Below are 16,826 nucleotides of genomic sequence, written 5' to 3' on the forward strand. Positions count from 1 at the left end.
TCGCTGAAATGAGTGGATTGACCACTGCAAGAGCCTTGTTATACGTTGACAACAGCTTCGCTTGTGCGGCCGACAATGCCTGTGGGGGGATGTCATGGCACCATACGTTGGTGAAATCCGCATTTTCGCGGGCAACTTCGCGCCAGCCGGATGGCTGTTCTGCCAGGGCCAGACCGTGTCGATCAGCGAATACGAGGTGCTGTTCCAGCTGATCGGCACGACCTATGGTGGCGACGGCCAGGAAACCTTCGACCTGCCCAACCTGGCGAGCCGGGTGCCCATCCACATGGGGACAGGTCCCGACGGCACCACCTATCAGCTCGGCGAGATGGACGGCGTGGAAAGCGTCACCCTGACAACCCAGCAGATCCCGATCCATTCCCATCCTCCCGTCGCCAGCACGAGCAGCGCCACCTCGCCCTCGCCCGCCGGCCAGGTCATCGCGCTGCCGGCCGCTCCGCCGAGCGTGGTCAATCCGCTGCTGTTCGGCACCGACCCCCCGCAGGTGCCGCTGAGCCCGGCGAGCATCGCCCCGACGGGAGGCAGCCAGCCGCACGAGAACATGCAACCGTACCTGTGCATCAACTACATCATCTCGATGTACGGGGTGTTTCCGAGCCAGACATAGCGGGCCGGCGCGGCCTGCGTATCCGATCCCTGTTCTCTCCGGAGACCGCAATGTCAGACCAGTTCGTCGCCGAAATCCGCATCTTTCCGTTCAATTTTCCGCCGAAAGGCTGGGCCTTTTGCAACGGGCAGCTGATGCCCATCTCGCAGAATACGGCGCTGTTCGCGCTGCTGGGCACCACCTATGGCGGCGACGGCAAGTCGACTTTCGCGCTTCCGAACCTGGAAGGTTGCGCGGCGATGCAGCCGGGCCAGGGATCAGGCCTGAGCGAACGCTTCCTGGGAGAAGAGGGCGGGACCCAGTCGATCACCCTGCTGTCGTCGGAGATGCCGGCGCATTCGCATAATTTCATGACGAGCAACAACGACGCCGCGTCGGGCACTCCGACCGGCCAGCAATTCGCCAAGGGCGCCTGGGATTCGGGCAGCGAAAGCGGACGGATCGCGACCTACACGACCAATCCGCCGGATACGACCTTCGCGTTCCAGGCGCTCAGCATCGCGGGGGGCAACCTGCCGCACCCGAACATGCAGCCCTATCTGACGCTGAACTACTGCATCGCCCTGCAAGGCATCTTCCCGCAGCGGCCCTAAGGCAATTCCAGCAAAAGCGTGCAGCGGTTTTGCGTCCGGAATTGCGGAAAAACAAGGAGATAGAGCAAATCCGTTGATTCGAGGAAAAACGGAAATGCCCTAGTGACATCGCACCGAGGCGCCGCGCCGCCTCGCAACCCAAGGAACCAGGCGTCATGGCCGAGCCCTTCCTCTCCGAGATCAAGATCGTCTCCTTCAACTTCCCGCCGAAGGGATGGGCGTTCTGCAACGGCCAGCTGTTGCCGATCAACCAGAACCAGGCCCTGTTCTCCCTGCTCGGCACCACCTATGGGGGCGACGGACGCGTCACTTTCGCCTTGCCGAATCTCAGGGGCCGGTCGCCGATCCACATGGGCGACGGACACACGCTCGGCGATGCGGCGGGCTCGACGAGCGTCACGGTGACGCCGCAGCAAATGCCGGCGCATACGCACGCGTTCATGGGCCGCAACGAGCTGCCGGCAGCCACGACGGCCAACGCGACGCCGGCCAGCACGAAGGTGCTGGCCCAGGGCAACGCCTCGCTGCAGAGCGGCCAGACCGCCGCCGTCAGCCTCTATGGGCCGCCTGCCTCGCTCAATGCGATGGCGCCGCAAGCCGTCAGCAATGCCGGCGGCAGCCAGGCGCACACCAACATGATGCCCTACCTGGTGCTCAACTTCGTCATCGCGCTGCAGGGCATCTTTCCATCACGCAACTGAGTTTGCCGGGCAAGACCGTTCGGCCCGGAAGGAGGAGCGGCACGCGGCACGACCGGTGTCTTCGACATGCGGTGCGGATGCGGCTCTGCGAAGATCGAACGGGCGGACCGGAATTGCTTTGCGGGCCGTCTTGGCACGGCTGTCGGCAACTGGCTGGTCCGTCAGTTGAAAGCCGCCTGATAGTTCTGCTGACCGGACTGGACGGTATGGACCGGCATCAAATGAAGGTTGAACGACGGTCCGCCCTCCAGCCCGATCGTATAGAAACCCTCGCCGATGACGGTGCCCGGCGGTCCCCGGAACACCAGGCTGAACGGCTCGCGCAGCCCGATGTTGCGCTCCCATTCCTCAAGCCGGCGGGCTTCGACGGCGGTCAGCGTCATCGGGTGAGGCCAGCCCGGAATGCGGAAATCCTTGTCGATATGCGGCCGGAAGTGGTCGGCGGTGATGTCCGCGGGCGATAGCGGCTCTGTCATGACGCGTTTCTCTCCTCCTCCCGGCCTGGGGGCAGTATGATCGGAGGTGTGATCGCTTGTAAACGACCGCCTGCCCGCGGCCGGTTTCGTTGAGGAATTTTTCCGATGCATGACGTCGTCGATGTCGCCTCCCCGCTGGGCAGACTGCAATTGCGGCCCGAGCGGGAGGGCGATCAGGCCTTCCGCTTCGACCTGTTCTGCAACTCGCGACTGCCGGAATGGCGGCTGGTCGCACTCGATCCGAACCTGTTCCAGCAGATCATGCGCCATCAGTTCCACGCGCAGACGGTAAGCTACCGCGCCCAGTTTCCGAACGCTCGCTTCGACATCGTCGAGCTCGACGGGGCGCCGATCGGCCGCATCGTCGTCAACCGGCCCGGCGACGTCATCCATATCGTCGACCAGGCGATCGTGCCGGAACTGCGCAGCCGCGGCATCGGCACCGGCATCATGACGGCGCTGATGCAGGAGGCCCGGCGCAACGACATTCCAGTGCGCCTCAAGGTCGCCTCCGACAACGATCCGTCCATGCGGCTCTATCTCCGGCTCGGCTTCGCGGTGATCGACACGACCGTGACCTATCTGGAGATGGAATGGCGGGATAAAGCCGCGGGCGACTGAAATCCGTCGGCAGCGCCGGACCGTTGCGGGGCGCAGACGGTCCGGGCGCGAAGCAGCCGCACACTCCTGCAGGAAAGTGCTTAATGCAGGTGCCTCAGCTTGTCGGGGTTGCGCACCACATAGATGGCGGCGACCTTTCCGTTCTCGATTTCGAGCGCCGTCGTCTGGAGCTCGCCATCGGCCTCCAGCGTGACGAAACCGGGCAGACCGTTGATGAAGCCCGCACGGACGAGCTTCGAGCCGTTGTCGCGGAACAGAGCCGCCAGGCCTTCGTGCACCTTCATCACCGCGTCGAAGCCGAAGATCGGCGCCGTGGCCGCCGCGCGCTTGCCGCCGCCGTCGGCATGGACGCTGACATCGGCCGCCAGCATGGCGCCGAGCGCCTTCATGTCGCCGCTGCGGGAGGCGGCGAAGAAGGCCTCGGCAAGCTCGGTCCCGTGCTGCCGGTCCACCTGGTAGCGCGGCCGCGCCTCACGCACATGGGTGCGGGCGCGGGTCGCGAGTTGCCGGCAGGCGGCCGGGTCGCGCCGGATGGTCTTGGCGACCTCCTCGAACTCCAGGCCGAAGACATCGTGCAGCAGGAAGGCCGCCCGCTCGAGCGGAGACAGGCGTTCCAGCGCCAGCATCAACGGCAAGGTGACGTCCTCCTCTTCTCCCTCCTCCTCGACGACGGGATCGGGAAGCCAGGGGCCGACATAGGTCTCGCGCTTGCGGCGCGCCGACTTGAGCTGGTCGAGGCAGAGCCGCGTGACCGTGCGGCGCAGGAACGCCTCCGGCTCGCGCACCGCGCCGCGCTCGGCCCCCATCCAGCGGATGAAGGCCTCCTGCACGACGTCCTCGGCGTCGGCCACCGAGCCGAGCATGCGGTAGGCGACGCGTATGAGCTTCGGACGCAGCGGGTCGAAGCTCGCCGCCGCGTCCGCGTGCCCAATCTCCGCCATCAGGCGGCGACCCTGGCCTGGATCGCCTTGACCGCTTTCGGGTCGACGAACAGGCCGAAGCCGATGGCGAGCCGGTTCCAGCCGTTGATGATGTTGATCATCAGCGTCAGCTTCACCTGCTCCTCCTCCGAAAACTGCGCCTTCAGCGCTTCGTAGGCGGCTTCATGCGTGTGGCCTTCCGACAGCCGCGTCAGTGCCTCGGTCCAGCCGAGCGCGGCGCGCTCGCGATCGGTGCAGCAGGGCGCGTCGCGCCAGGCCGACAGCAGGTAGATGCGCTGCTCGGTCTCGCCCTTCTCGCGCGCGGCGGCCGTGTGCATGTTGAGGCAGTTGGCGCAGCCGTTGATCTGCGAGGCACGGATTTCCACCAGGTGGACGAGGCTCGTCTCCAGGCTGGAGGCGACGCCGAGCGAGGTGCCCATCCAGCTCTTCATCAGCGAAGGGGCTACGGCAAAAGGATCGAGTTTGGCAGTCATGGTGGGTTCCTTTCGTGGTTACGACACCATGACGAGACGGGAAGCGGCAGTGTGACATCGACGCCGATTTTTTTCCATGCTTATAGGCCGTCAGGCGTCGCTGGCCGAACGGGTGATCCCGTTCGCTGCGCAACCGCCGCGCCTTGAACCGGCTCAGGCGGCTGCCGTCCCGGATCGCCGCTTGCGGGCGTAGTGGCGGAACAGCCTTTGCCCCGGCATCTCGATCAGCCGGTAGGTCATCCAGCTCATGCCGATGACCGCGGCGACCATCGCCAGCATCAGCAGGTCGCCGAGGTAAGGATTGCCGGCGTCTATGCCGGCACCGTAGCGCGCGGTTTTGCCGACCTGCGTGATCAGATGCGTGCCGGCCGCGATGTCGAGCAGCCGGGCAAGGTTGGTAAAGCGCAACTGCACGAACATGTGCGTCATGTAGAGCGAATAGGAGATCAGGCCGAGGAAGAGCAGCGGCCGGATTCTCAGCAGTCGGCTGACGAGGCCGCCCTCGACGGCGAAGACGGCGACGATGCCGCAATAGACGGCGGGCATGGCGTAGGCGAACGGGGTGGTCCACACCGTCACCGCGATCCACAGGGCGGCCACGGCGAGCGCCAGCTCGACAAAGGTCCAGCGCGGGTCCGGACGCGAGGCGCCGCCGGCGGAAGCCCGCGAGGCGAGGATCCGTTGTCCTGCCAGCACGTAGAGCAGTGCCCCGGCCGAAAAGCCGTAGAGCGCCCGGACCGCGCCCATCCGCGCCGTCGTCCCCATGCCGAGATCGGAGAAGGCGGCAAGCAGCAGCGGGGCGGCGACGAGCAACGCCGCGAATATCCAGCCGGCGCGCCGGCGCAGCAGCAGAACCCCGGTGCCGAAGGCGATATAGGCGATGAACTCCGCCGAGATGCTCCAGGACGGCGTGTTCCAGGTGAGCAGGCCGTCCGGCCTGAGAGCGTGCAGGAGCAGCAGGTTGGCGGGGATGGTCGACGGTGCGTTGCCTTCCGAAAAGGCGGGATCGACCGGATTGCCCAGGCCGGGAACGAAAGCCTTCATCCCCTCGAAGGCGAGAAACAGGCCGAACATGAACAGATGCAGAGGATAGAGGCGGCCGAGGCGAAGAAAGACGAACTTGCCGAAATCGCCGCCGTCGCGGATGCGGCCGCAATAGGCGTGGGCGATGACGAAGCCGGACAGCACGAAGAAGAAGTCGACCATCGCCTCGCCCGACCGCACCAGCGGAAAGTCGCGGATATGGCTGACGATCTGCCCGTGGAACAGCACGACCAGCAGGGCGGCGATGCCCCGCCAGCTGTCCAGCGCCTCGAAGCGGACCGCTCCCGCACCGGCCGGCGAGGTCGCGACCGCATCGCGCGGCCATGCCTTCAAATGGACATTCAAGACCCTGCTTCCGCTGTGCCATACCTGCACAAGGGCCGGCGCGCGCCGCCCGGCATCAAGTGGACAAGCAAGGCTCGGGCCATGCAGGCACGCATGCGGGCGCGCCCCTCGGCAATTTCGCATCGTGGTTACGAGCACTTTCCGGCCCGAGCCGGCGGGCATGTCGCGATCGGCAACGAAAACCCTGCCCCGCCCTTCAGTTGGTCAGGCCATAAGGAATGCGGTAGCCGTTGCTCTCCAGCCACTCGATCGCTGCTTTCGGCTCGTCGGTCTGGATGACGGTGGCGCCGCGCTCAGCCCAGTAGCCGTAGACTTCCTCGGGGAAACCGGCCTGCACGGCCAGCTCGTCGCCGCGGCCGCGGGCGACGAAGCCGCTCGGCAGGTTGACGATCGGATAGGTGTTCACCCACAGATGCCAGTCGCCGCGCACCGCGACCGCGCGGGCTCGGGCGCCGAACAGCGGGCCGGCATTCTCCGACAGCTGGCGCCGCTCGCCGCGCCAGGCAACCATTTCGACGATGTCGGCGGCGAAGGCCGCGGTCGCGGTCTCGATGAAGCGCGGATCCTGCACCGCGTCGTCGGCGATGATCGGCATGAAGCGGGTATCCGGCCCGGCAGCACCGACCGCCGCCCTGATCGCCGCGAGCCGTTCGGCGCTCCAGACGTTCTCCTTGACGATCACCTCGTCGGCCATGCCCAGGCCGCGCGCCACCGCGATCATGCCGGCGATGTGGTCGGGGCCGAGCTTGTTGTCGATGTTGACGAGCACATCGCCCCTGGTCAGCGCCAGCATCTCGGCCAGCGTCGGCACAACTTCGCCGGTCGCCTGGCCGGTGCCTTCGATCACCAGCCGGCAGGTCTTGAGTTCGGCAAGCGTGCGTTGCTTGACCTCGCCCCGGCATGTCGTGGTGCGATCGAGGCCGTCATCATGCATGACCACGTATTCGCCGTCCTTCGAGGCCCTGACGTCGAGCTCGACCATCTCGACGCCCAGCGCGATGGCATGGCGGACGCCGGCGCGCGAATTCTCGGCCCAGCGGATGGCGCCGTCCTCCTTCCAGCCGCCGCGATGGGCGACGATCATCACGTGGTCGCGCCAGCGGTTGGCCTTCTCCAGCCTTTCGAGGATTTCCCGCGTCCGGCCGCCTTCGGCGGCAACCGGGGTGGTCATGGCAGCCAGGACGAGCGCCAGGCTGGCAAAGATCGATCGGCGCATCGATTCGCTCCGGTCCGGACCCTTTTCGGCCCGGCAGATAGCTGCCGGTCATGACGTCCGCGTGAACGAAGCCGGCGCACGACCGGCCGCGCGGCGGCCAATCTTTTCGGTTGCGCGTGCGTCGCATTCCGCCAATAGCTTGCGCCGCGAAACATGAGGGAGAATGGAAAGCATGCCTTCAAACGCGATCGATCACGCCTTCACCGCCCGCTCCGACACCGAGCGGGCGAGCGACCCGACCTATGCCGGGGCGCTGTCCTTCATGCGCCGTCGCTATACCAAGACGCTGAAGGGCGCTGACGCCGTGATCTGGGGCATTCCGTTCGACGCGGCCGTGAGCAACCGGCCCGGCGCGCGCTTCGGGCCGCAGGCCATCCGCCGCGCCTCAGCCATCTTCGACAACGACCCGCAATATCCGTTCCATCTCGACCTGTTCGAGAAGCTCGCCGTGGTCGACTACGGCGACTGCCGGCTGGACTACGGCAACCACCAGAAGACACCCGCGACGATCGAGCGGGAGGCGGCGAAGATCCTGAAATCCGGCGCGTTCCTGCTGACGCTCGGCGGAGACCATTATGTCACCTGGCCGCTCCTGCAGGCCCATGCGGCGGTGCACGGGCCGCTGGCGCTGGTGCAGTTCGACGCGCACCAGGACACCTGGTTCGACGAGGACAAGCGCATCGACCACGGCTCCTTTGTGGCGCGCGCGGTACGCGCCGGCATCATCGACCCCGACCGCTCCATCCAGATCGGCATCCGCACCCACGCGCCGGCGGATTGCGGCATAAAGATCCTCTACGGTCACGAGGTCGAGGAGATGCGCGCCTCCGACATCGCCTATGCGATCGTGGAACGTACCGGCGGCCACAAGACCTATGTCACCTTCGACATCGACTGCCTCGACCCGGCCTTCGCGCCCGGGACCGGCACGCCGGTGGCCGGCGGGCCGTCCTCCGCCAAAATCTTCTCGGTTCTGCGCCAGCTCGGCCAACTCGACATCGTCGGCGCCGATGTGGTCGAGGTTGCACCGGCCTACGACCATGCCGATATAACGGCGATCGCCGGCTCCACGGTGGCGCAGCACTATCTCGGCCTGCTGGCGGAGCGGAAAGCCCGGCTCGCCGACATGAACAACAACGGCGCTGCCGGGCTGAATCACGGAACCGGCATATAGTCTTGGTTTCTCGGACAATTTTGAACGGACGCGGCATGAAACCCAAAATCTTCATCGACGGCGAACACGGCACCACCGGACTGCAGATCCGCGCGCGGCTGGCAGGTCGCGGCGATCTCGAGATCATCTCGGTGCCGCTCGAGCGCCGCAAGGATGCGTCGGCGCGCGCCGAGTTCCTGAATGCCGCCGACGTCGCCATTCTCTGCCTGCCCGACGACGCGGCGAAGGAAAGCGTGTCGCTGATCGGCAACGATCGCACCCGCGTCATCGACGCCTCCACCGCGCACCGCGTCGCCGACGGCTGGACTTACGGTTTTGCCGAGATGGACAAGGAGCAGGGCAAAGCGATCGCCGCGGCGAAGCGCGTCGCCAACCCCGGCTGCTGGCCGCAAGGGCCGATCGCCACGCTCAGGCCGCTGATCAAGGCCGGCCTGCTGCCGGTCGACCTGCCGGTCTCGATGAACGGCATCTCCGGCTATTCCGGCGGCGGCCGCGCCATGATAGAGGATTATGAGGGCAAGGGCGAGGACGCGCCCGAATTCTTCCCCTACGGCCTCACCTTCCAGCACAAGCACGTGCCGGAACTGAAGACATATGCCGGCCTTTCCCGCGATCCGCTGATGCAGCCGGTGGTCGGCAATTTCGCGCAAGGCATGATCACCATGGTGCCGCTGCAGCTCGGCACGCTGGGCCGCGTGCCCACGGGCGCCGAGCTGCATGCCGCGCTCGCCGACCACTATGCCGGGATCGACGGCGGCGACGTCGAGGTCGCGCCCTTCGCTGCGACGGAGCGCGTGCCGGAGCTCGAGCCGGAGCGCTACAACGACACCAACAAGATGAAGCTCTATGTCTTCGCCAACGATGCCAGGGCTCAGGCGGTGCTGGTCGCCGTCTACGACAATCTCGGCAAGGGGGCATCGGGGGCGGCGGTGCAGAATCTCGATCTGATGCTGAGAAGCTAGAGCTATCCCGTCGCGCTGGAGCATGCGCTGATCCGACCGGCTCGTTGCCCCATCGCCGTGCAAGGCGATGCGGGCAGGCGCCGGTCTGTCAGAATGGACGACCGAATGGATTCTCCCGTCTTTCCACTGCGCTGGAACGTCAGCGAGCCAGTCCTCCTCACCGAAACGTTTTCGAGCCGGATCTGGACGGTGCGGCTGGCAGACGGCACGCCGGCCATCGTCAAGGACCTGAAGCCGGTCAACGACGTGTGGGACGAGCTGCGCGGCGCTCACTATCTGTCATGGCGAGACGGCGAAGGCGCGGTCCGGCTGCTCGGGCGCGATGGCCAGCGCATGCTGCTCGAGCATGGCGGCGACCGGCTGCTGTCGCAGGATGTCGCGGAAAAGGGCGATGTCTTCGCCACCGAGGTAGTGGCCGACGTGATGGAGCGGCTGCTCTCACCGTCGGACATCCCCTATCCCGCCGACCTGCAGCCGCTCAGGGAACGTTTCCGCAGCCTGTTCAGGAATGCGAGGATCGATCACGACGCCGGCAAGCCGAGCCTCTATGTCGAGGCGGCAAATATCGCCGAACGGCTCTTGTCCAATCCGCGGGAGGTGCGGCCGCTGCATGGCGACCTGCACCACCAAAACGTCCTGTTCGGGCTGCGCGGCTGGCTGGCGATCGACCCCAAGGGCGTGCTCGGCGACCCCGGCTTCGACGCCAGCAACGTCTTCTACAACCCCCTGGACAGGGACGATCTCTGCCTCGATCCGGAGCGGATCGCCCGCATGGCCGCGGTTTTCGCGAGGACGCTGAAGCAGGATCCTGCCGCAATCCTCGACCACGCCTTCGCTTATGGCTGCCTCTCCGCCGCCTGGCACGCGGAGGACGGCCAACCCGTCGAGGAACAGCGCACGCTCGCGATCGCTCGGGCCATCCGCGAGGTCGCGGTCAGGCTGTAAGCCTCGCCTCGCCCGGCAGCGGATAGCTGCCCGCGCAGCCGCGCCAATGGGCGGTGGCGAAGATCAGCACCACCATGGCAAACCCCTGGTGCAGCAGCGCCCAATGCATGTGCGCCTGGGCGAGCAAGGTGCCGACGCCGATCGCCGCCTGACCGAGCACGAGCGCCGCCAGAACCCAGGCGCGCCGCGCATGCGTCGTCCCCGGCAGCGCCCTCGACGTGGCGAAGGCATGCCAGAGCGCGGCGGCCAGCAGGGCATAGGCGAACATCCGGTGCACGAATTGTACGGTCTTGGGATTCTCGAAGAAATTGCGCCAGGCCGGATCGACGACGAAGAGGTCGCCGGGAACGACGGCGCCGTCCATCAGCGGCCAAGTGTTGTAGGAGAGCCCGGCATGCAGGCCGGCGACCAGGGCGCCGAGATAGATCTGCACCAGCACGAGCAGCACCATGATGCCGGCGAGGCGCCGCACGCCCCTGCCGGCTGGCGCCTCGGAATGCACGGCCAGCCCGCGGGCGATCCAGGTGACCGCCATGATGATGATGCAGGCGAGCGTCAGATGCGTCGCCAGCCGGTACTGGCTGACGGACACGCGCTCGACCAGGCCGGAGGCGACCATCCACCAGCCGATGAAGCCCTGCAGCCCGCCCAGCGCCAGCAGCCCTAACAGGCGCGGCTTCAGCCGGCTTTCCAGCCGGCCGGAGATCCAGAACAGGACGAGCGGGATGGCGACGAGGAAACCGACGCCGCGCGCCAGCAGCCGATGCGCCCACTCCCACCAGAAGATGCCCTTGAACTCGTCGAGCGTCATGCCCTTGTTGATCTGCTCGTATTGCGGGATCTGCCGGTACTTCTGGAACTCCTCCTGCCATTCGGTCTGGTTGAGAGGCGGGATGACGCCGTGGATCGGCTTCCATTCGGTGATCGACAGGCCCGAGCCGGTCATGCGGGTAGCGCCGCCCACCATCACCAGCGCGAACAGCACGACCAGCACGACATAGAGCCAGCCGCGCACCAGCGCCCGGTTGCGCAGCAGGCGGTCGCGCTCGGCGAGCGGCGGGCGGCTGTCGGTTATTGCGGCCATGGGTCGACGTCCGGCTTCCAGAAACCCGCGAGTGGTGGACCAGCAGTCAATGCCATGCAAGCCCGCGCCGCGCGACACGCCGTCGCGCGGGCGGCTACTGGTTGCGCTGCCCGCCGCACCAGACTATCGGAACGGGCAAGGAGAGAAAATGCCGATCCGCCTGAAGAAACTCATCGGGACCGTGCTCCTGGTCACCCTCGTCATCGTCTATGCGATCGTGGCGACGATCGTGGCTGTGGCGCAGCTGTCGCAATCCGGACCGCTGGCGCATTTCGCCTTCTTCCTGTTGGGGGGGCTGGTGTGGATCCTGCCGGCCATGGGCATCATCAAATGGATGATGCTGCCGCCGAAACCCTGAGCCGGGTCAGACCGTCACCACCATCTTGCCGGCATTGGCGAGCGGCGTGGTCACGCCGGACAGCATGGTGCGGATATGCGCGACGCGCTGGTAGCGGCCGTTGACGGAAATGCGCGGCAGCGCAAGCAGGTGGCGCGCATGCTCGGCCTGCAGCACGCCGTGCCGGGTGGTCACCGCCGAGGCAAAGCCGGCCTCTTGCGCGAGTTTCACCTCGCGGCAGCCCACCGCGCTGGCGTAGCCGTAGGGATAGGCCATGTGCCGCGGCCGCTGCCCGATCTTCTCCTCGATCACGTCGGCGGCGCCGGCGATCTGGCGGCGTGCCTCGTCCTCGTCGAGGCGACGCAGATTGTGATGATTGAGCGTGTGCGCGCCGATCGTGACCAGCGGATGCCGGGCCATCTCGCCGATCTCGTGCCAGTCCATCAGCGATCTGCGGCCCGGCTCGAGCGGATCGACGCCATGCTGCTTGGCGAGGGCACTCAGAAAGGCGGGGGTTTCCCTTTCCGCCACCCGCCGTCCGAGATGGTCGTGCAGCCATGCATTCGACGCCAGGCGTTTGGCCGGTGTCGAGCAATCCAGGACAACCTCTCCGGCGGCAGTCGGCACCCTCACCTGCGCATTGCGCTCGACGATCTCCTCGACGACGTCCCACCACAGGAATGCCGTGCCGTCGATCAGCGCCGGCGCGACATAGACGGCGATCGGCACGCCATGGCGCTCCAGGACCGGCAAGGCTTCGACGAGATTGTCGCGATAGCCGTCGTCCGCCGTCATCACGGCGAAATTGCCGCCGCCGGCACCCATGTGCCCGAGCGCGTCGTCCAGGGTGACGAAGCGGTAGCCGTCCGCCTTCATGCCGGTAATCAGCTCGTCCAGAAAGTCCGGGGCGATGGTGAGGTGCCGGTTCATCCCGTGCGGCCGGGCCGGGCTGGCGGTGACGCGATGCAGCATCAGGATGGCGCCGACACCGCCGACGAACGGACGCACCAGCGGGGCGAGCCCGGAATATCTGGCGAGGTTGAGCGCCAGCTTCCGGATCGCCTCTCCCGCGTCGAGCATTCATTCACCTTTTGCGTCTAGCCTTTGCACCAGGGAAGCTGCGACGCGGAGCCTCTCGCCCTGCTTACGCGCGAAGGATTGAAGGATGGTTGACGCCGCGCTCGGAGCGACAGGACCGGCCGGCGCCGCCCTGACCGCCTCGCGGCCGACGATCCCGGCTGTCCGGATCAGCGCCGAGGCCGTTTCCGCCGAGACGATGGCCGTGCTTGCGGCGCTCGCCCACACGGGTATCTTCGCGCCGCCGCAAAGTCCTGCCTGGACAGGCGCATGGATCGCCGCGGTCGCTCCCGATACGCTCGCCGTCATCGTGGCGGAAGGCGACCGGCCGGTATTCGCGCTGGTGCTCGAAGTCGTGGGCAAAGGCCCGTGCCGGGTGGCCCGCTTTCCCGGCGGCACGCATGCCAACGGCAATTTCGCCCTCGCCGATGCAAGTTGGCTCGCGACGGCGCAGCCGCGGGTGTTCCGCGACCTGGCGGCGGCCGTCAGGAGCGCACGCCCCGATATCGACCTGCTTGCCCTGGAACGGCTGCTGCCCGAGCTTGGCGGGCTGAGGAACCCGCTGCTCGCCTTGCCGCATTTCAAAAGCGCCAACCTGTCGCTCGCCGTTGGCCTTGACGGCGGATTCGCCAGGCTGGTCGCCGGGCGAAGCGGCAAGCACAAGCGCAAGAAGCACCGCTCGCAGGCGCGCAAATACGAGGCCGCCGGCGGCTTCCGGCGCATCGAGGCGGAGACGGAAGAGCAGGTGGACCGGCTGCTGCAAGCGTTCTTCGCCATGAAGGCGTCCCGCTTCCGCAAGGCCGGCATCGTCGACGTCTTCGCCGATCCCAGCGTCCAGGCCTTCTTCCGAAAACTGTTCCACGAGGCGCTGCCGCTCTCGCCGAAGCCCTTTGTGCTGCATGCGCTGGAGGTGGGTGGGGTGCCCCGCGCGGTCACCGGGTCGAGCCGCTGCGGCGACCGGCTGATCTGCGAGTTCGGAGCGATCGCCGAGGACGAGGTCGCGCAGGCCAGCCCCGGCGAATTCCTGTTCTTCGAGAACATCCGCGAGGCCTGCGAGGAAGGCCTCGCCGTCTACGACTTCAGCGTCGGCGACGAGCAATACAAGCGGCTGTGGTGCGATATCGAGACCCAGCATCTCGACGTGCTGGTGCCGCTGACCCTGAAAGGCAGGCTGGTCGCCGGCATGATGCGACTGTTCGCCGGCATGAAGGCGCGGGTCAAGAACAGTCCGACGGTGTGGCGGCTGACCAAGGCATTGCGGCGGCGGGCAGTCGGCAACAAGGCCGATGCCGGCCCGGCCGAGGAGTAGCGCGCCGCAATGGCGATGCTATGCGGCCACCGTGCGATCCGGCGGCAGCGGGAAAAGATGATCGCCGGGCGTCACCAGGGTCAGGCCGTCGTAGCTTGAGGCGAGGTCGTCGCGGGCGCGCAGCACCTCCTCGACCGGTTCGAGCGCACTTACCAGGATTTCCGTGCCTTCCGAAACCAGCCGGCGGATGCTGGCTGCCCCGGCCGGCCCGCACTCGATGATGACGACATCGTAGGCGGCGCCCAGCGTGTCGACGATGGCCGGAAGCCGCTCGACCGCCCGCATGGCCTGGCGCTGGTCAGCTTCGCCCACAGGAATGACGTGGCAGTCGGAATAGCGGTCAGCGTGGATGGCGTCGACGAATTCGGCCGTGCCGGCGAGCAGGTCGGTGATACCCGGCAATTCCTCGCCGTCCAGCATCGGCCGCGACGCGGCGCCGGTACGGGTCAGGTCGATGAGCAGCACGCGCAGACCGGCATCCGCCACCGCGCGCGCCACCAGGACGGCGCTCGCTGCCGCCTCGTCGCCTTCGGGCGAAATGAACAGCGCCCGCGACGCCCCGCCGGCGACCAGCCTTTCGGCCGCCGCCGCGACCGACATCTCGTCGTCGTCCGGCGCTTCGGCGGTGCCGGACAACGCCATGCTCCCCTCCCCGACCGGCGGCTCGGGCATGCGCACTTCGTCGACCGGCTCCACCAGCCTTCCCTCGGCCGGCCGCATGGCGCGACCCGAGAACAGTTCGCGCAGCAGCACGCCGATGCTCATGAGCAGCAGCGATGCGGCGAAGGTGGCGCCGGCGATCGGGATCACCTTGGGGAAATAGGGCTCGAGCGGAACCAGGGCCGGGGAAAAAACCCGCGCGTCCACCGGCAGATAGTTGCCGTCGCGGCGCGACGCCGCCTCGCGATAGCGGGCGAGGTAGGATTCCAGCAGGTCGCGCTGCGCGGCGGCCTCGCGCTCCAAGGCGCGCAGTTCCACCTCCTTCTCGCCGACCCGCGAGGATTCGGCCTTGAGGCGATTGAGATCGGCTACCAGCTGATCCTCGCGCAGCTTGGCGGAATCGGCCGTCTTGCGCAGGCTTTGCAGGATCTTGCCGGCCTCGGCGGTGACCTGGCGGTCGAGATCGGCGAGCTGGGCGCGCATGGCGCGGATGCGCGGATGGTTGTCGAGCAGGGTCGTCGACAGGTCGGCCACGTCGGCCCTGAGCTGTACCTCCCGCTCGCGCAGCCGCTGGATCAGGTCGGAGGACAGCACGTCGGGAAAGGCGTCGAGCGATCCGCCGCTCTCGATGGCGAGGCGGACGCTTTCGGCGTTGGCTTCCGCGGCCGCACGGTTGGCGCGGGTGCGCGACAGCTCGGTCGACAGCTCGGAAAGCTGCTGGGTGGCCAGCGCCGAATTGTTCTGGCCGACGAGCAGGTCGGACTGCGAGCGGAACGCGGCGACGCGCGCCTCCGCCTCCTTGACGCGGGCCGTCAGCGCCTGGATTTCCGGCTCCAGCCACTCGGTGGCGGCGGAGTTGGACTGCTGCTTGGCGTCGCGGCTGAAGGCGAGATAGGCGTCGGCGATGGCGTTGGGGATCTCGGCGGCGAGCCTGGGGTCCTCCGACGAGAACTCGATGGCGATGACGCGCGACTTCTCCACCCGGTACACCGACAGCTTCTCGCGGAAGGCTTCCAGCACCCGCTCCTCCGCCGGCACGCCGGACGTGTCGCTCTTCAGCCCGACCATGATCAGCAGGCGCCCGAGCAGCGACGGATTGATCGCCTTCTCGAACTCCGGCAGGCTGGCGAGGTCGAATTTCCGGGCGATGTCCTTGAGGATGTCGTTGGAGGTGATCATCTCGACCTGGCTGGCGACCCCCTCCTCGTCGAGCATGGGTCGGCTGTCGGCGTTCTCGCCCTGCGGCCGGGTGAAGACCGATTCCCGCGCCTCGATGAGAAGACGCGTTTCGGCCTTGTAGTGGGGCGTGGCGATCGAGGCCAGCGCGAAGGCAAGCGCCGACAGGGCGACGGCGACCACGAGGATGCGCTTCCAGTCCCGCAACAGGCTGGCGAAAAGTCGTCCGAGGTCGACGTCGACGTCGCTTGCGGTCGAACTCATGGCTGACATACGCGCAACTCCGGCTTTGCGTCGCGCCGACCGTAAACAACTATGGTAACTCAGCCGTTAAGAAGGCTTGCCCGGCACTAACCCGGCTTCGGCCGCGGCCCGCCGGGAAACAAGATCGCCGAAGCCTTTTACGCGGTGTTAACCCTAATCATTCGATAACGGCGGACATCGAACGCGCCGGACCATGGGGCGCTCATGAAGGGCAGTCCGCCGGCATGAAGACCTGGGCCTCCATCCTATCCGCACTGGCGCTGGCGACGGCCTTGGGCGGGTGCTCGGGCTACCGGCCGGCACCGGAGGCCTTTCACGCGGCCCTCAACCAGCCCTACCGGCTCGGCGCCGGCGACCGCGTCCGCGTCACCGTGTTCGAGCAGGAAAGCCTGACCAACACCTACAACGTCGACTCCGCTGGCTACGTCGCCTTCCCGCTCGTCGGCTCGGTGCCGGCGCGCGGGCGCACCGTGCAGCAGCTGGAGGGCGACATCGCCGCCCGATTGCGCGAAGGCTACCTGCGCGACCCCGACGTATCGGTGGAGGTCGACCAGTACCGGCCGATCTTCGTGATGGGCGAGGTCGGGGCGGCCGGCCAGTATTCCTACGTGCCGGGCCTCACCGTGCAGAAGGCGGTCGCCATGGCCGGCGGCTTCACCCCCCGCGCCAACCAGAACAGCGTCGACATTACCCGCGACATCAACGGAAAAGTCATGACCGGCCGCGTCGTCACCTCCGATCCGCTGATGCCGGGCGACACGATCTACGTGCGCGAACGGCTGTTCTGAGCGACCGGGCGG

General features: G+C 67.1%; 18 protein-coding genes. 10 read left to right on the forward strand and 8 right to left on the reverse strand.

What is annotated here, in order from left to right; all coding sequences use genetic code 11:
* The first annotated feature begins 94 nt into the window (after positions 1-94).
* From AC5JDC_RS22380 to AC5JDC_RS22390, 3 genes are all read left to right on the forward strand, one after another.
* The gene (locus AC5JDC_RS22380) at positions 95-628 is read left to right on the forward strand and encodes a phage tail protein (RefSeq protein WP_495844709.1); all 534 of its coding nucleotides are present in this window, start codon (positions 95-97) and stop codon (positions 626-628) included.
* A 50-nt stretch (positions 629-678) separates the two neighbouring features.
* On the forward strand, positions 679-1,221 hold the full coding sequence (locus AC5JDC_RS22385; RefSeq protein ID WP_495844711.1) for a phage tail protein: 543 nt from the start codon (positions 679-681) through the stop codon (positions 1,219-1,221).
* Between the two features lie 155 nt (positions 1,222-1,376).
* A complete protein-coding gene (locus tag AC5JDC_RS22390; protein ID WP_495844713.1) occupies positions 1,377-1,922 on the forward strand; it encodes a phage tail protein in 546 nt (181 codons plus the stop codon).
* Between the two features lie 161 nt (positions 1,923-2,083).
* Here AC5JDC_RS22390 and AC5JDC_RS22395 read toward each other — a convergent pair whose 3' ends face one another.
* Positions 2,084-2,398, reverse strand: coding sequence for a DUF6916 family protein (locus AC5JDC_RS22395; RefSeq protein WP_106770244.1), 315 nt, complete (start codon positions 2,396-2,398; stop codon positions 2,084-2,086).
* A gap of 105 nt (positions 2,399-2,503) precedes the next feature.
* Between AC5JDC_RS22395 and AC5JDC_RS22400 the strand changes: the two genes are divergently transcribed.
* Entirely contained in the window at positions 2,504-3,019 is a 516-nt protein-coding gene (locus AC5JDC_RS22400; protein ID WP_495844715.1) for a GNAT family N-acetyltransferase, read from the forward strand.
* Between the two features lie 80 nt (positions 3,020-3,099).
* Here the strand turns inward: AC5JDC_RS22400 and AC5JDC_RS22405 are convergent, their stop codons facing one another.
* The 4 genes from AC5JDC_RS22405 to AC5JDC_RS22420 form a co-directional block, all read right to left on the reverse strand.
* On the reverse strand, positions 3,100-3,960 hold the full coding sequence (locus tag AC5JDC_RS22405; RefSeq protein ID WP_495844717.1) for a sigma-70 family RNA polymerase sigma factor: 861 nt from the start codon (positions 3,958-3,960) through the stop codon (positions 3,100-3,102).
* On the reverse strand, positions 3,960-4,433 hold the full coding sequence (locus AC5JDC_RS22410) for a carboxymuconolactone decarboxylase family protein (protein WP_495844719.1): 474 nt from the start codon (positions 4,431-4,433) through the stop codon (positions 3,960-3,962). The genes AC5JDC_RS22405 and AC5JDC_RS22410 overlap by 1 nt, the downstream gene beginning before the upstream one ends.
* Before the next feature lie 153 nt (positions 4,434-4,586).
* Positions 4,587-5,822, reverse strand: coding sequence for an acyltransferase family protein (locus tag AC5JDC_RS22415; protein ID WP_495844721.1), 1,236 nt, complete (start codon positions 5,820-5,822; stop codon positions 4,587-4,589).
* 196 nt (positions 5,823-6,018) lie between these two features.
* Entirely contained in the window at positions 6,019-7,038 is a 1,020-nt protein-coding gene (locus AC5JDC_RS22420; RefSeq protein ID WP_495844723.1) for a glycerophosphodiester phosphodiesterase family protein, read from the reverse strand.
* A 172-nt stretch (positions 7,039-7,210) separates the two neighbouring features.
* On the opposite strand from AC5JDC_RS22420, the gene speB reads away from it, so the two are divergent.
* The 3 genes from speB (at position 7,211) to AC5JDC_RS22435 (ending at position 10,119) form a co-directional block, all read left to right on the forward strand.
* Complete coding sequence (gene speB / locus AC5JDC_RS22425) at positions 7,211-8,212, forward strand: agmatinase (protein WP_495844725.1); 1,002 nt, start codon at positions 7,211-7,213, stop codon at positions 8,210-8,212.
* Positions 8,213-8,247: 35 nt separating this feature from the next.
* Positions 8,248-9,174 carry an N-acetyl-gamma-glutamyl-phosphate reductase gene (argC, locus tag AC5JDC_RS22430; RefSeq protein ID WP_495844727.1) on the forward strand — a complete coding sequence of 309 codons (927 nt, stop codon included), beginning with the start codon at positions 8,248-8,250 and terminating at the stop codon, positions 9,172-9,174.
* A 105-nt stretch (positions 9,175-9,279) separates the two neighbouring features.
* Positions 9,280-10,119 carry an aminoglycoside phosphotransferase family protein gene (locus tag AC5JDC_RS22435; protein WP_495844729.1) on the forward strand — a complete coding sequence of 280 codons (840 nt, stop codon included), beginning with the start codon at positions 9,280-9,282 and terminating at the stop codon, positions 10,117-10,119.
* On the opposite strand, the gene AC5JDC_RS22440 is transcribed toward AC5JDC_RS22435, so the two are convergent.
* Positions 10,109-11,203 carry a COX15/CtaA family protein gene (locus AC5JDC_RS22440; RefSeq protein WP_495844732.1) on the reverse strand — a complete coding sequence of 365 codons (1,095 nt, stop codon included), beginning with the start codon at positions 11,201-11,203 and terminating at the stop codon, positions 10,109-10,111. The two genes, AC5JDC_RS22435 and AC5JDC_RS22440, sit on opposite strands and share 11 nt — an antisense overlap.
* A gap of 148 nt (positions 11,204-11,351) precedes the next feature.
* Here AC5JDC_RS22440 and AC5JDC_RS22445 point away from each other — a divergent pair, with 148 nt between their 5' ends.
* Entirely contained in the window at positions 11,352-11,561 is a 210-nt protein-coding gene (locus tag AC5JDC_RS22445) for a DUF2842 domain-containing protein (protein WP_106770254.1), read from the forward strand.
* Between the two features lie 6 nt (positions 11,562-11,567).
* On the opposite strand, the gene AC5JDC_RS22450 is transcribed toward AC5JDC_RS22445, so the two are convergent.
* Positions 11,568-12,620, reverse strand: a complete 1,053-nt coding sequence (locus AC5JDC_RS22450; protein WP_495844734.1) for a polysaccharide deacetylase family protein — start codon at positions 12,618-12,620, stop codon at positions 11,568-11,570.
* A gap of 85 nt (positions 12,621-12,705) precedes the next feature.
* Here AC5JDC_RS22450 and AC5JDC_RS22455 point away from each other — a divergent pair, with 85 nt between their 5' ends.
* Positions 12,706-13,926, forward strand: a complete 1,221-nt coding sequence (locus AC5JDC_RS22455) for a GNAT family N-acetyltransferase (RefSeq protein ID WP_495844735.1) — start codon at positions 12,706-12,708, stop codon at positions 13,924-13,926.
* 18 nt (positions 13,927-13,944) lie between these two features.
* Here the strand turns inward: AC5JDC_RS22455 and AC5JDC_RS22460 are convergent, their stop codons facing one another.
* Complete coding sequence (locus AC5JDC_RS22460) at positions 13,945-16,035, reverse strand: GumC family protein (RefSeq protein WP_106770257.1); 2,091 nt, start codon at positions 16,033-16,035, stop codon at positions 13,945-13,947.
* Positions 16,036-16,250: 215 nt separating this feature from the next.
* Here AC5JDC_RS22460 and AC5JDC_RS22465 point away from each other — a divergent pair, with 215 nt between their 5' ends.
* Positions 16,251-16,814: a polysaccharide biosynthesis/export family protein gene (locus tag AC5JDC_RS22465; RefSeq protein ID WP_106770258.1), complete on the forward strand. Its 564-nt coding sequence runs from the start codon at positions 16,251-16,253 to the stop codon at positions 16,812-16,814.
* Positions 16,815-16,826: the final 12 nt, after the last annotated feature.

It is taken from the genome of Kumtagia sp., assembly GCF_059502445.1.